The organism is Citrobacter sp. CRE-46 (assembly GCF_059615875.1).
On the sequence record NZ_CM184341.1, the window covers coordinates 409,422 to 423,394 of the forward strand.

At 55.4% G+C, this 13,973-nt stretch carries 17 protein-coding genes; 14 read left to right on the forward strand and 3 right to left on the reverse strand.

The window, feature by feature from the left end; all coding sequences use genetic code 11:
* Positions 1–3 precede the first annotated feature (3 nt).
* The 6 genes from mdcC (at position 4) to mdcH (ending at position 4,532) form a co-directional block, all read left to right on the forward strand.
* On the forward strand, positions 4–303 hold the full coding sequence (gene mdcC, locus AC534G_RS01915) for a malonate decarboxylase acyl carrier protein (RefSeq protein ID WP_069323817.1): 300 nt from the start codon (positions 4–6) through the stop codon (positions 301–303).
* Entirely contained in the window at positions 296–1,129 is an 834-nt protein-coding gene (locus tag AC534G_RS01920) for a biotin-independent malonate decarboxylase subunit beta (RefSeq protein WP_038634789.1), read from the forward strand. The genes mdcC and AC534G_RS01920 overlap by 8 nt, the downstream gene beginning before the upstream one ends.
* A complete protein-coding gene (gene mdcE, locus AC534G_RS01925) occupies positions 1,129–1,929 on the forward strand; it encodes a biotin-independent malonate decarboxylase subunit gamma (protein WP_110496670.1) in 801 nt (266 codons plus the stop codon). Before AC534G_RS01920 ends, mdcE begins: the two co-directional genes overlap by 1 nt.
* Before the next feature lie 126 nt (positions 1,930–2,055).
* The gene (locus AC534G_RS01930) at positions 2,056–3,015 is read left to right on the forward strand and encodes an AEC family transporter (RefSeq protein ID WP_079225899.1); all 960 of its coding nucleotides are present in this window, start codon (positions 2,056–2,058) and stop codon (positions 3,013–3,015) included.
* Between the two features lie 3 nt (positions 3,016–3,018).
* On the forward strand, positions 3,019–3,639 hold the full coding sequence (locus AC534G_RS01935; protein ID WP_110496672.1) for a malonate decarboxylase holo-ACP synthase: 621 nt from the start codon (positions 3,019–3,021) through the stop codon (positions 3,637–3,639).
* A complete protein-coding gene (gene mdcH / locus AC534G_RS01940; protein WP_110496674.1) occupies positions 3,636–4,532 on the forward strand; it encodes a malonate decarboxylase subunit epsilon in 897 nt (298 codons plus the stop codon). The genes AC534G_RS01935 and mdcH overlap by 4 nt, the downstream gene beginning before the upstream one ends.
* A 90-nt stretch (positions 4,533–4,622) precedes the next feature.
* On the opposite strand, the gene AC534G_RS01945 is transcribed toward mdcH, so the two are convergent.
* Positions 4,623–5,555 (reverse strand): LysR family transcriptional regulator, encoded by a 933-nt coding sequence (locus tag AC534G_RS01945; RefSeq protein WP_110498776.1) that lies wholly within the window; start codon positions 5,553–5,555, stop codon positions 4,623–4,625.
* A 16-nt stretch (positions 5,556–5,571) separates the two neighbouring features.
* A complete protein-coding gene (locus tag AC534G_RS01950) occupies positions 5,572–7,473 on the reverse strand; it encodes an ABC transporter ATP-binding protein (RefSeq protein WP_085048984.1) in 1,902 nt (633 codons plus the stop codon).
* A gap of 132 nt (positions 7,474–7,605) precedes the next feature.
* On the opposite strand from AC534G_RS01950, the gene kefG reads away from it, so the two are divergent.
* The 4 genes from kefG to slyD all read left to right on the forward strand — a co-directional run bounded on the left by kefG (position 7,606) and on the right by slyD (position 10,868).
* Entirely contained in the window at positions 7,606–8,157 is a 552-nt protein-coding gene (gene kefG, locus AC534G_RS01955) for a glutathione-regulated potassium-efflux system ancillary protein KefG (RefSeq protein ID WP_003023629.1), read from the forward strand.
* Complete coding sequence (gene kefB / locus AC534G_RS01960; protein WP_038634774.1) at positions 8,157–9,962, forward strand: glutathione-regulated potassium-efflux system protein KefB; 1,806 nt, start codon at positions 8,157–8,159, stop codon at positions 9,960–9,962. The genes kefG and kefB overlap by 1 nt, the downstream gene beginning before the upstream one ends.
* An 8-nt stretch (positions 9,963–9,970) precedes the next feature.
* Positions 9,971–10,171, forward strand: a complete 201-nt coding sequence (locus tag AC534G_RS01965) for a YheV family putative zinc ribbon protein (RefSeq protein WP_016154768.1) — start codon at positions 9,971–9,973, stop codon at positions 10,169–10,171.
* Positions 10,172–10,265: 94 nt separating this feature from the next.
* Complete coding sequence (gene slyD, locus AC534G_RS01970; RefSeq protein WP_006687368.1) at positions 10,266–10,868, forward strand: peptidylprolyl isomerase; 603 nt, start codon at positions 10,266–10,268, stop codon at positions 10,866–10,868.
* Between the two features lie 197 nt (positions 10,869–11,065).
* Here slyD and AC534G_RS01975 read toward each other — a convergent pair whose 3' ends face one another.
* Positions 11,066–11,284: a protein SlyX gene (locus AC534G_RS01975; RefSeq protein ID WP_038634770.1), complete on the reverse strand. Its 219-nt coding sequence runs from the start codon at positions 11,282–11,284 to the stop codon at positions 11,066–11,068.
* A gap of 232 nt (positions 11,285–11,516) precedes the next feature.
* On the opposite strand from AC534G_RS01975, the gene fkpA reads away from it, so the two are divergent.
* The 4 genes from fkpA to tusC all read left to right on the forward strand — a co-directional run bounded on the left by fkpA (position 11,517) and on the right by tusC (position 13,970).
* Positions 11,517–12,335, forward strand: coding sequence for an FKBP-type peptidyl-prolyl cis-trans isomerase (gene fkpA, locus AC534G_RS01980; protein WP_038634767.1), 819 nt, complete (start codon positions 11,517–11,519; stop codon positions 12,333–12,335).
* Between the two features lie 167 nt (positions 12,336–12,502).
* A complete protein-coding gene (locus AC534G_RS01985; RefSeq protein ID WP_003023643.1) occupies positions 12,503–13,225 on the forward strand; it encodes a helix-turn-helix transcriptional regulator in 723 nt (240 codons plus the stop codon).
* Positions 13,225–13,611, forward strand: coding sequence for a sulfurtransferase complex subunit TusD (gene tusD, locus AC534G_RS01990; protein ID WP_038634764.1), 387 nt, complete (start codon positions 13,225–13,227; stop codon positions 13,609–13,611). The genes AC534G_RS01985 and tusD overlap by 1 nt, the downstream gene beginning before the upstream one ends.
* Positions 13,611–13,970 carry a sulfurtransferase complex subunit TusC gene (gene tusC / locus AC534G_RS01995; protein ID WP_038634761.1) on the forward strand — a complete coding sequence of 120 codons (360 nt, stop codon included), beginning with the start codon at positions 13,611–13,613 and terminating at the stop codon, positions 13,968–13,970. Before tusD ends, tusC begins: the two co-directional genes overlap by 1 nt.
* The last annotated feature ends 3 nt before the right edge of the window (positions 13,971–13,973 follow it).

The window sequence follows — 13,973 nt, forward strand, 5'->3', positions numbered from 1 at the left end:
GTTATGGAACACATTACGTTAACCGTACCGGCCAGCCGCACCTTAAGCGGCAAAGCGCTGGCAGGCGTTGTGGGCTCCGGGGATATGGAGGTGTTATTCACCGCCGACCAGGGCCAGACATTAACCATTGATATCACCACTTCTGTCAATAACAGCACCCGCCGCTGGGAAGCGCTGTTCAACCGTCTGCAGACGGTCAGCAGCCTGCCTGCCGGCAAACTGACCATCCATGACTTCGGCGCGACGCCGGGCGTGGCGCGCATCCGTATCGAACAGGTTTTTGAAGAGGTGAGCTATGCGTGATGACCGCAGTTTTATCGAATTAAAAGCACGCCAGCGTGCGCATGCGCTGCTGGATGAAGGCAGCTACCGTGAACTGCTCGACCCATTTGAAGGCGTGATGTCGCCGTGGCTCGGCGCACAGGGCATTGTTCCACAGGCCGATGACGGCATGGTCGTGGCAAAAGGCACCATCAATGGTAAACCGGCCGTTGTTGTAGCGATTGAAGGCGCGTTCCAGGGCGGCAGCATGGGCGAAGTGTCCGGTGCCAAAATGGCAGCGGCGCTGGAGCTGGCGGCGGAAGATAACCGTAACGGTATTCCTACTCAGGCGGTGCTGAGCCTGGAAACCGGCGGGGTTCGTTTACAAGAAGCGAACCTCGGTCTGGCGGCGATTGCCGATATTCATGCGGCGATTGTGGATCTGCGTCGTTACACCCCGGTGGTTGGCATTGTGGCCGGTACTGTGGGCTGCTTCGGCGGGATGTCCATCGCGGCGGCGCTGTGTAGCTATCTGATTGTGACCCGCGAAGCGCGTCTCGGCCTGAACGGCCCGCAGGTAATCGAACAGGAAGCCGGGATTGAAGAGTATGACTCCCGCGACCGTCCGTTCATCTGGAGCATGACCGGTGGTGAAGTTCGCTACGAAAGCGGGCTGGTAGAAGCACTGGTCAACGACGGTGTGAACGCGGTGAAAGCCGCCATGAACGAGGCGCTGGCGAAAGGCGTTCCGGCAAAACATCGCACCGATAATTACGACTGGTATCTCGACCGCCTGAGCCATTTTGATACCCGCAAACAGGCCGATTCAGAACAGATTAGAGCGCTCTTCGCCCGGGAGGTGAAATGATGAGTAACGTAATTAGCCGTGGCGAATTATGGCTGGAAACGCTGGCGCCAGGCGCCAAACGTATTGCAGGGCTGTGCGCGTCCGTACAGGCCGCTGATGGCGAGCTGAACGGTGAAAACGTGCGCTTTATCGCCGTCGTTCCGGATGCCCATAACCACTATCCGCGCGCCACTAAAGGTGAAGTCGGTCTGCTGGAAGGCTGGTGGCTTGCGAAAGTCGTCAGTGAAACCATCGCCGCCGATGCCGATAAAGCCGTCAAGCGCCCGATTGTGGCGGTGATTGACGTCGCCAGCCAGGCCTATGGTCGTCGTGAAGAAGGCTTTGGCATTCATCAGGCGCTGGCTGGCGCGGCTGCGGCGTATGCCAATGCGCGTCTGGCAGGCCACCCGGTGATTGGTCTTATCGTCGGTAAAGCGATGTCCGGGGCATTTCTGGCGCACGGCTACCAGGCAAACCGTCTGATCGCCTTCAACGATAAAGGCGTACTGATTCACGCGATGGGCAAAGAGTCCGCGGCGCGCATTACCCTGCGTACCGTTGAGGCGCTGGAAAAACTGGCGGCAACCATTCCGCCGATGGCCTATGACATCAGCAACTACGCCACCCTGGGCCTGCTGGAAAACCTGCTGGATATCAGCAACCCGGATGCCCCATCCGCACAAGACCTGGCGCTGGTGAAAAACACCCTGCAACAGGCCATCAACGACGCGCGTCAGGACCCTACGCTTAAAAGCCGTCTGGGTGCCGACAATCGCCGCAGCTCTGCCCTCGTACGCGAACGCATGCGAGCAAGCTGGTAAGTAAAAAAAGAGACCTGCCGGATGTACGGCTCCGCGGGTGCAGTGACTGCACCCGCGTGGGTCGCTGCATCCGAAAAATAACAATCATCGCGTCAGTGCTACTTCTTTTAAGATTACAGGTGAAATATGACTTACGTAATTGTTCATGCTCTTGCTCCGATTTTCGTCATCATGTTGCTGGGATTCTGGGCCGGGAAGGCCAAAATGGTCGACAACAAGAATGTCTCCCTGCTCAATATTTTCGTGATGGACTTTGCGTTACCCGCAGCGCTGTTTAGCGCCACGGTACAAACGCCGTGGGCCGGTATCGTGGCTCAGTCACCGCTGATTGTGGTGTTGACGCTGGCGATGTGGATTACCTATGCCGCTATCTACTTTATGGCGACCAAAGTTTTCAAGAAATCTCCACAGGATGCCGCCGTGCTGACCCTGACCGTTGCGCTGCCAAACTATGCCGCGCTGGGTCTGCCGATTCTGGGTAGCGTGCTGGGTGAAACCTCTTCCACCTCGCTTTCCGTTGCCGTTTCCATCGCCTGCGGTTCCGTACTGATGACACCGTTCTGCCTGCTGATCCTCGAACGCGAAAAAGCGCGTGCGGAAGGCGGTAACTCCGGTTCTACGCTTTCTATGCTGCCGGTACTGATGTGGCGCTCGATTAAAAAACCGATCGTAATGGGCCCGCTGCTGGGGGTTATCCTTTCCGCCATTGGTATTAAAATGCCGGAGCTGGTGCTGGCGGCGATCAAACCGCTGGGTCTGTCTGCTACTGCGGCGGCGCTGTTCCTGACTGGTGTGATCCTCTCTGCGCGTAAACTGCAGATCAATACCGTGGTGATTACTTCCACCATCGCTAAGTTGCTGATTCAACCGGCCATTGCCTGGGGTATCGTGCTGATTTTCGGCCTGCATGGTTCCGTGGCTATCACTGCCATCCTGATGATTGCACTGTCCGCGGGCTTCTTCGGAGTGGTGTTCGGTAACCGCTTTGGCGTGCAGTCTCCAGATGCAGAAGCCGTGCTGCTGTTGAGCTCTGTACTGTGTATCCTGTCGCTGCCGCTGTTTATCTCGCTGACTTCAGGAATCTAAATCATGAGCACAACATTACGTCCACACGATCTTATCTGGCTGAACGCACGCGACGCGCTCGAGGATGTCACGGAATCCTGGGTGGATACCGTCTGGCATAGCGGTCTGCCGGTGGTCGTGCGGCGTGATGTTGATGCGCAGGGGCGTATTCCCGTGGGCGTCCGCGGGATGAAGCGCGACCAGCGCGCCGCCGGTTGGGTGAAAGCGGAGGCGGTCGTTCGCGTCTGCTCGCCGGAATCGCTGGTGGACCCGCAGACGCTGCTGCGTTCGCCCTTTATCTCTCAGCCGCCGCTTCAGGTGGCTTTATTATTGGCCCAGCAGTCGTGGCCGTGGACGTGGGGCATTACCGGGAGTACCGGCTATGCGCTGGCGACCGGGATCCCGGTGATCCATGCGGCAAGCGATCTGGATCTGCTGATCCGCGCGCCTCAGCCGCTCTCCCGACAAGCGTTGGAGAAGTGGCAGCAGCAGCTGACGGGCGAACTGTGCCGGGCAGATACTCAAGTGGATACTCCGCGCGGCGGCTTTGCCCTCAATGAATGGCTGCGTGATGGAAAAGCGCTGTTAAAAACCTCACAGGGGCCGCAACTGGTGCGCGATCCGTGGGGCAGGGAGGAGTCATGAAAATTCTGTTTACCTTCCCGGGGCAGGGGACACAGCACGAAGGTATGCTGCAAAACCTTCCGGGGGCGGAGCTCGCTCAGGCGCGTGACGTGCTGGGGGCCGAGGTGGATACGCTGGATAGCCCTGAAGCGTTGAAACATACCCGAGCCGTTCAACTGTCTTTGCTGATTGCCGGCGTTGCCTGGGCGCGTGAGCTGGAACGTCGTGGCGTCGCGCCCGATATCCTCAGTGGACTCTCCATTGGCGCGTACCCGGCGGCGGTGGTTGCCGGTGCGCTCGATTTTGCCGATGCGCTGATGCTGGTGGCGCTGCGCGGTGACTTAATGGAGCAGGCTTATCCGCACGGCTACGGCCTGACGGCGATTATGGGGCTAACGTTAAGTCAGGTGGAAAGCCTGGTGGCAGACAGCGAAACCTATATTGCCAACCTGAATGCCGAAACGCAGATTGTGATTGCGGGTACCGATGAAGCGATGGCGGAAGTGGCAAAACGCGCGATGGCCAAAGGGGCCAGTAAGGCTTCTCGTCTGGCGGTGAGCGTGCCGTCGCACTGTGAACTGCTGGCCGAGCCCGCGCACAAGCTGGTTGAAGCGTTTAGCCGCGTGACGCTTTCCCGTCCGCGCTATGCCTACCTGAGCGGCAGTACCGGACGCGTGCTGTGGCAGCCGGAGCGTATTGCTGATGACCTGGCGATGAATATGGCGCGCACGGTGCGTTGGCAGGAGGCGGTGATTTCCGCTAACGAACGTGAAGCGCGGCTGGCGATTGAAATGCCGCCCGGTGGCGTACTGACCTGCCTGACGCGTCAGGCCGCGTGGGAAGGGGAGTCTATTTCTCTGGAGCGCAGCGGCGTCGATGTTGCCGTGCATCTGGCGAAACGCCTTCGTGCGTGATGTGATTGCCTGATGGCGCTGCGCTTATCGGGCCTACGGCTCGCATCTGATGTAGGCCGGATAAGACGCGAAGCGTCGCCATCCGGCGATTCAGACGTTCTGGTTCAGCGTCCTGGCGTACATGCGTCCTTCGGCGGCCAGAGCTAACAGGCTTGGGTCGCGCTCGCGGTTGCGGGCAAAGACAATCGCGATAAGCTGCTGCATCTGATAGGGCTCAGCCAGTTTTTGCAGCTTCACGGTATTCTCATACATTTTCTTCATTCGCCCCGGCATTAAACAGAAACCCACCCCTGCCTGTACCAGACTGAGCATGGAGAAGATGTCGTTGACGCGGGTAACGATTTCAGGCTCAAACCCGGCGATATGAAATGCTTCCTGAAAACCGGCGTAGGTGGCAAATCCTTCCGCCAGCGAGACAAATTTCTCATTGCGATAGTGGCGCAGGTCCGCCTTCATGGTGGCGTCCAGCGTAGCTGACATCGGTGCGGCGAGGTAGATATCGTCGTGGAACAGGGGCAGCACTTCGAGGCTGTTGCGGTCGATTTCGCTTTCGGAAATGGAGATGAGGATGGCGTCCAGCACGCCGTCTTCCAGCATCTTCAGCAGCGCTTCGTTGGAGCCCATGGTGAGATCCAGCTCCAGATCCGGGCGGCGCAGCTTCATGCCCATAATCAGGTGCGGTACCGTCTCCAGCGTCAGTGAGTAGAGCGTGCCAACGCGTAAACGGCCCTGACCCACGCCTGCCGTTTTGCGCGCCTCTTCCAGCCCGCGTTCCATCAATTGGGTGACTTCCTGGCAGTACTCCAGCAATGTCCACGCTGCGGGCTGGGCGATAAGATTACGCCCTTTGTGAACGAACAGCGGGCAACGAACGTTCTCTTCCAGCGTGTGTAACGCCCGGTGAACGCTAACGCCGCTGATGTTCAGCGCCTCGGCGGTGCGGGCGATGTTACCCTTCTCCATAAAGGTCATGAAGATGCTCAGCTTGCGGAAGGTAATATCGTTGGTCGTCAGCTGATTCATCATCGTCTTCCCATCGTTAGTCGGCCAGCATCTGTTCGAGTTGTTCCTGCGCATCCAGCCAGGCCATTTCACACTCTTCCAGCCCGGATTTTGCATTCGCTTGCTGCTGCAAACAGGCAGTGAGTTCGGCTTTGCGACTTTGATCGTAGAGTTCGCTATCACCGAGTTTCTCTTCCGCCTGTGCCAACTGCGCCTGTAGTTTCTCCATCTCTTTTTCCAGACGGGTGATCTCTTTGCGCAGCGGCTGCGTCAGGGTGCGGAGTTCAGCTTCGCGACGCTTCTGATCCTTACGCGCCTGGGCGCTGTTCACGCTCTCCTTCGCCGGTTCGTCGCTCTGGTTTTCCTGTTTCTGCACATCGCTCAGCCACTGTTGATAATCTTCCAGATCGCCGTCAAACGGCTCGACTTTCTTGTCGTGCACCAGATAGAGGTCGTCGGTAGTGGAGCGAATCAGATGACGGTCGTGCGAGACCACGACCAGCGCGCCTTCGAAATCGATCAGCGCTTCGGTCAGCGCCTGACGCATATCCAAATCCAGGTGGTTAGTCGGTTCATCAAGCAGCAGCAGGTTCGGGCGCTGCCAGACGATCAATGCCAGCACCAGACGCGCCTTTTCACCACCGGAGAAGCGGGCGGTCTGTTCGCTGACTTTATCGCCCTGAAAGCCGAATCCGCCGAGGTAGTCGCGCAGTTTCTGCTCCAGTTCCTGCGGCGCCATGCGCGCCAGGTGTTGGATGGGCGATTCATCGGCACGTAAAAACTCCAGCTGATGCTGCGCGAAGTAACCCAGTTTAATGCCTTTGGCGAGACCGATTTCACCGCTGATGGGGGCCAGTTCACCCGCCAGCAGCTTAATCAGGGTTGATTTACCCGCACCGTTACGACCGAGCAGGCCAATGCGTGAACCCGGCACCAGATTCAGTTTGATCGAATCGAGAATGACGCGATCGCCATAGCCGGCGCTGACCTTTTCCATCTTCAATAGCGGGTTTGGCAGGCTTTCCGGTTGACGGAAGCTGAAGTGGAACGGGTTGTCCACGTGCGCCGGGGCAATGAGCTCCATACGTTCCAGCATTTTGATACGGCTCTGCGCTTGCTTTGCTTTGGTTGCTTTAGCACGGAAACGATCGATATAGCTTTGCAGGTGCGCCACACGCTCCTGCTGACTTTCGTACATCGCCTGTTGCTGCGCGAGGCGGGTCGCACGCTGGATTTCAAACGCGCTGTAGTTGCCGGTGTACTCGAACATGGTTTGCTGTTCGATATGAATAATTTTGTCCACCACCGGGTCGAGGAAGTCGCGGTCATGGGAAATCAGAATCAGCGTGCCCTGATAGCTTTTCAGCCATCTTTCCAGCCAGATCACCGCGTCAAGATCGAGGTGGTTGGTCGGTTCATCAAGCAGCAGCAGGTCTGAACGGCAAATCAACGCCTGCGCCAGGTTAAGACGCATACGCCAGCCGCCGGAAAAATCGCTGACCGGACGTTCAAGCTGTTCATTGGAGAAGCCGAGGCCATGCAGCAGGCTTGCCGCACGTGAGCGTACGGTCCAGGCGTCAATGGCATCCAGCTTGCCATGGACGGTGGCAATGGCGTGTCCATCGTTACGTTCGTTGGCATCGTTCAACTGCGCTTCCAGTTGACGATACTCGCGGTCGCCGTCAATCACGTACTCCAGCGCGGGCTGTGGCAACGCTGGCGTTTCCTGATTCACCCAGGCGAGCTGCCAGTTTCCCGGATAGGTAAATCCTCCGGCGTCAGCGCTGAGTTCATTTTTCAGCAATGCCAGCAGAGTAGATTTACCGCAGCCATTTTTGCCCACCAGACCAACTTTCTGCCCTGGATTAATGGTGGCCGTGGCATTGTCCAGCAAGACGCGCACGCCGCGACGAATTTGTAACGATGAGAAAACAATCATAAGGCGCCGTATGTTCAGACTATGTTAATTTATCATTATGATAATGTAATGTGTGGGCCGTTTGCCGCACTGAGGCGCCATGGTAGCCCAAAACGTCGAAAATAGACAAAAGACAAAACCGGGAGGGGGATGATGTTCCAGCCAGCGAAAGTGTTGCTGCTGTATGCCCATCCGGAATCTCAGGACTCGGTCGCGAACCGGGTTCTGCTTAAACCGGCCATGCAGCTCAGTAATGTGACCGTGCACGATCTTTACGCGCACTATCCTGATTTTTTCATCGACATTCCGCATGAGCAGGCGCTGTTGCGTGAGCATGATGTGATTGTTTTTCAGCATCCTCTCTACACCTATAGCTGCCCGGCGCTGTTAAAGGAGTGGCTTGACCGTGTACTGAGCCGCGGATTTGCCAGCGGTCCCGGAGGGAATCAACTGGCGGGAAAGTACTGGCGAAGCGTCATCACCACCGGTGAACCGGAAAGCGCGTACCGTTATGACGCGCTGAACCGTTATCCGATGAGCGATGTACTGCGCCCTTTTGAGCTAACGGCCGGTATGTGCCGCATGCACTGGATGAGCCCAATCATCGTTTACTGGGCAAGGCGGCAAACGAAGCAGGAGCTGGACAGCCATGCTAAAGCGTACGGTGACTGGCTGGCGAATCCGATTCCTGTGGGAGGCCGCTGATGGAAGGTTCTGATTTATTGACCGCGGGAGTGTTGTTCCTCTTCGCGGCGGTCGCTGCGGTGCCGCTGGCATCGCGGCTGGGTATTGGCCCGGTATTAGGATACTTGCTGGCGGGGATCGCTATCGGTCCGTGGGGATTAGGATTCATTAGCGATGTAGATGAAATCCTGCACTTTTCCGAACTGGGCGTCGTCTTTTTGATGTTCATCATTGGGCTGGAACTTAACCCGGCCAAGTTATGGCAATTGCGGCGTTCAATTTTTGGCGTCGGTGCCGCGCAGGTGATGTTGAGCGCAGTGGTACTGGCTGGCTTGCTGATGCTGACCGCATTCTCCTGGCAAGCGGCAGTGGTCGGCGGCATTGGTCTGGCGATGTCATCGACCGCCATGGCGCTACAGTTGATGCGCGAAAAAGGCATGAACCGCAGCGAATCCGGGCAACTGGGTTTTTCGGTGCTGCTGTTCCAGGATTTGGCAGTAATCCCCGCACTGGCGCTGGTTCCACTGCTGGCGGGGTCTGCTGATGAACATTTTGACTGGATCAAAGTGGGCATGAAGGTGTTGGCTTTCGCCGGCATGTTGATTGGCGGACGCTATTTGCTGCGCCCTGTTTTCCGCTTCATTGCGGGTTCTGGCGTGCGGGAAGTGTTCACCGCCGCTACGCTGCTGCTGGTACTGGGTTCCGCGCTATTTATGGATGCGCTGGGATTGTCGATGGCGCTGGGAACGTTTATCGCGGGCGTGCTGCTGGCGGAAAGCGAATACCGCCATGAGTTGGAAACGGCAATCGATCCCTTTAAGGGCCTGTTGCTCGGACTGTTTTTTATCTCCGTCGGCATGTCGCTCAATCTCGGCGTGCTCTATACCCATATTCTGTGGGTAGCGGCGAGCGTAATCGTGCTGGTGGTCGTGAAGATGCTGGTGTTGTATGTGCTGGCACGACTGAACGGCATGAGAAGCTCTGAACGAATGCAGTTTGCCGGCGTGTTAAGCCAGGGCGGTGAATTCGCTTTCGTGCTGTTTTCAACGGCATCCTCGCAACGATTGTTTCAGGGCGATCAAATGGCGCTACTACTGGTGACCGTCACGTTGTCGATGATGACCACGCCGCTGGTGATGAAGCTGATTGATAAATGGCTCTCCCGCCAGTTTAACGGCCCGGATGAAGAAGATGAAAAACCTTGGGTGGAGGATGATAAACCGCAGGTCATTGTCGTGGGGTTTGGACGCTTTGGTCAGGTTATTGGTCGCTTACTGATGGCCAATAAAATGCGTATTACCGTCCTGGAGCGAGATATCAGCGCTGTGAATCTGATGCGCAAATATGGTTATAAGGTCTATTACGGAGATGCCACCCAAGTGGATCTGTTGCGTTCTGCGGGGGCAGAGGCGGCGCAATCCATCGTCATTACCTGTAATGAACCCGAAGACACCATGAAACTGGTGGAGCTTTGCCAACAATACTTTCCGCATTTGCATATTCTTGCGCGAGCGCGCGGACGTGTAGAGGCGCATGAGTTATTACAGGCCGGGGTGACGCAGTTTTCCCGCGAAACGTTCTCCAGTGCGCTGGAGTTGGGGCGTAAAACGCTGGTCACGTTGGGGATGCATCCGCACCAGGCTCAGCGCGCTCAGCTGCATTTTCGGCGGCTCGATATGCGCATGTTGCGGGAATTGATTCCCATGCATACAGACACGGTACAAATCTCGCGAGCCAGGGAAGCCCGGCGTGAACTGGAGGAAATTTTCCAACGTGAGATGCAGCAAGAGCGGCGTCAGCTGGATGGCTGGGATGAATTTGAGTAGAGGTAATCATGGCAATTCGTAAACGTTTTATTGCAGGCGCAAAATGTCCGTCCTGCCAGGCGCAGGATACGCTGGCGATGTGGCGCGAAAATAATATCGATATTGTTGAGTGTGTTAAGTGCGGGCATCAGATGCGGGAAGCCGATAAAGAGGCGCGCGAACATGTTCGCAAAGAAGAGCAAGTGATCGGGATTTTTCATCCGGACTAGCGATATGGCGCAGCTTTTTTTAAGCTAGAGGGTACACGGGTGCAGAATTCCGCTACAATCTGCGCCACTATTCTTTCCATGCTCAGGAGATATCATGAAAGTAGCAAAGGACCTGGTGGTCAGCCTGGCCTATCAGGTACGTACAGAAGACGGTGTGTTGGTTGATGAGTCTCCGGTGAGTGCACCGCTGGACTACCTGCATGGTCACGGTTCCCTGATTTCTGGCCTGGAAACAGCGCTGGACGGTCATGAAGTTGGCGACAAATTCGACGTTGCTGTTGGCGCAAACGACGCTTACGGTCAGTACGACGAAAACCTGGTGCAGCGCGTTCCTAAAGACGTCTTCATGGGCGTTGACGAACTGCAGGTTGGCATGCGTTTCCTGGCTGAAACTGACCAGGGTCCAGTACCGGTAGAAATTACCGAAGTGGAAGACGACCACGTTGTGGTTGACGGTAACCACATGCTGGCTGGCCAGAACCTGAAATTCAACGTAGAAGTTGTAGCGATTCGTGAAGCGACCGAAGAAGAACTGGCTCATGGCCACGTTCACGGCGCGCACGGTCACGACCACGATCATGACCACGGTCACGATGGTTGCTGCGGTGGTCACGGCCACGACCATGGTCACGAGCACGGTGGCGAAGGCTGCTGCGGCGGTGGCGGTAAAGGTAACGGCGGCTGCGGTTGCCACTAATACCCTTCGTCTTTCAACCCACAGCGGTGTTGGCTGCGCTTTCAAATCCCGGTCACATAGTTATCTATGCTCCCGGGACTTCCTCAAGCTTGCCGCCTTGCTGTGATTTGAAATCCTTTGGGTATATGTGAGTAGGCCTGCTAAGTGTTCGCGCCATCGGGCACAAAAAAGCGGGATATCCCCGCTTTTTTTATGTCTTAATAATGCGGCGGTGGGGTCTCTTCGGACTGCGACGCGATGTGGGACGGCTGCGTGGCTTTCAGCTTCTCAGTCAGCAGACGCAGATGATCGCGTAGTTTAGCCATTTCCAGTTCATGCGCAGTTACCGTCACGTTGAGCTCTTCAATGGTGATTTCCTGAAATGCCAGGCGGCTTTCCAGCTCGGCCAGGCGAGTTTCCAATGTTGTATCCTGCATGATTCACCTCTTTCTTTTTTCTCCGGCAGATCGCGGACTGCGGCGAATTCTACTTAACTTTGCCTGTTTGCACAGCACTCAATCTTCGGCAACGAAACTAATTTAAACAAAAAGAGTCTGAAAAGTGGTGATAATAGGGCGTGCCTGTATGTTGATTTGTTCTGCAACGCTTTATAGTACATTTTTATGTTAGATAACCCTGGGGTGAGATGCCCCGGCCCTGGAGATATGGATGAAATCACTGTTTAAAGTAACGCTGCTGGCGACCACAATGGCTGTTGCTCTGCATGCCCCGATCACCTTCGCTGCTGATGCTGCGAAACCAGCCGCTACTGCTGACAGCAAAGCAGCATTCAAGAATGACGACCAAAAATCCGCTTACGCGCTGGGCGCGTCACTGGGTCGTTATATGGAAAACTCCCTGAAAGAGCAGGAAAAGCTGGGCATCAAACTGGATAAAGATCAGCTGATCGCTGGCGTTCAGGATGCGTTTGCTGACAAGAGCAAGCTCTCTGACCAGGAAATCGAACAAACTCTGCAGGCGTTTGAAGCGCGCGTGAAGAGCTCCGCTCAGGCGAAAATGGAAAAAGACGCGGCTGACAATGAAGCCAAAGGTAAAGTTTACCGCGAGAAATTTGCTAAAGAGAAAGGCGTTAAAACCTCTTCCACCGGCTTGATCTACAAAGTAGAGAAAGAAGGTACCGGCGCTGCGCCGAAAGACAGCGATACCGTGGTTGTAAACTACAAAGGTACGCTGATTGATGGTAAAGAGTTTGACAACTCCTACACCCGTGGCGAGCCGCTCTCTTTCCGTCTTGATGGTGTTATCCCTGGCTGGACCGAAGGTCTGAAAAACATCAAGAAAGGCGGTAAAATTCAGTTGGTTATCCCACCGGATCTGGCTTACGGCAAAACCGGGGTTCCGGGTATTCCGGCCAACTCTACGCTGGTCTTTGATGTTGAACTGTTAGACATCAAACCGGCACCGAAAGCCGAGGCACAGCCAGATGCTGCACCGGCCGATAAAGCTGCAGATAGCAGCAAAAAGTAAGCGAACAATAACCGCCGCCCACAGGGCGGCGGTTTTTTATTATCGACAGGATATAATTAATACTGGAAAGCGCCTTGTGCGCTGTATTACTTTAGATGCCCCTATAATAGTGATGAGCCTGCCCTGACAACATAACGACAGGCTCCTGAAAAGGAGTGCTTTTTTTCATGTCCAGGTCGCTTTTAACCAACGAAACCAGTGAGCTAGATTTACTGGATCAACGTCCTTTCGATCAAACTGACTTCGATATCCTTAAATCCTATGAAGCGGTAGTGGACGGGTTGGCGATGCTCATTGGTTCCCATTGTGAAATCGTATTGCACTCTTTGCAGGATTTGAAATGCTCGGCTATCCGCATTGCGAACGGTGAACACACGGGCCGTAAAATTGGTTCACCGATAACCGACCTTGCTTTGCGTATGCTGCATGATATGACGGGTGCGGATAGCAGCGTGTCGAAGTGTTACTTCACACGTGCGAAAAGCGGTGTCTTGATGAAGTCGGTGACGATTGCCATTCGTAACCGAGAGCATCGCGTGATTGGTCTGCTGTGCATCAACATGAACCTCGATGTGCCATTCTCGCAGATAATGAATACCTTTATCCCACCGGAAACCCCGGAAGTGGGCTCTGCCGTGAACTTTGCTTCTTCAGTCGAAGATCTGGTCACCCAGACGCTGGAATTCACGATCGAAGAAGTGAATGCCGATCGCAATGTATCCAACAATGCGAAAAACCGCCAGATTGTCCTGAATCTGTATGAGAAAGGTATCTTCGATATTAAAGATGCGATTAACCAGGTCGCCGATCGGCTGAATATCTCCAAGCACACGGTCTACCTCTATATTCGCCAGTTCAAAAGCGGCGATTTCCAGGGGCAAGACAAGTAATGCGCTTTACCATCATGGTGACGGGACCTGCTTATGGTACACAGCAGGCGAGTAGCGCGTTGCAATTTGCCCACGCGCTACTCAAGGAAGGGCATGAGTTAAGCAGCGTATTTTTCTATCGTGAAGGTGTGTATAACGCCAACTTCCTGACTTCGCCCGCCAGCGATGAGTATGATCTGGTACGAGCCTGGCAACAGCTGAACCAACAACATGGCGTGACGCTAAATATCTGCGTTGCAGCGGCGTTGCGCCGCGGCGTTGTTGATGAAGTTGAAGCAAAGCGGCTTGGGCTGGCAGGTGCTAATCTACAATCAGGTTTCAATCTCAGCGGGCTGGGTTCGCTGGCTGAGGCGTCCCTGACCTGCGATCGCGTGGTGCAGTTTTAATGAAACGGGTTGCTTTTGTCTTTTCTACCGTGCCGCACGGCAGCGCATCCGGCCGTGAAGGGTTAGATGCCTTACTGGCGACATCTGCGCTAACGGAAGGTCTCGGCGTGTTTTTTATCGGCGATGGCGTGTTCCAGATCCTCCAGGGTCAACAACCGGATGTCGTTCTGGCTCGCAACTATATCGCAACGTTCAAGCTGTTGGAGTTGTACGATATCGATCAATGTTGGCTTTGTGCCGCCTCATTACGTGAGCGGGGTCTTCAGCAGGGTGTTAATTTTGTGGTTGATGCCACGCCGTTGGAACCTGAAGATTTGCGCCGTGAGCTAGGTAATTATGATGTCATTTTAAGGTTTTGAGAC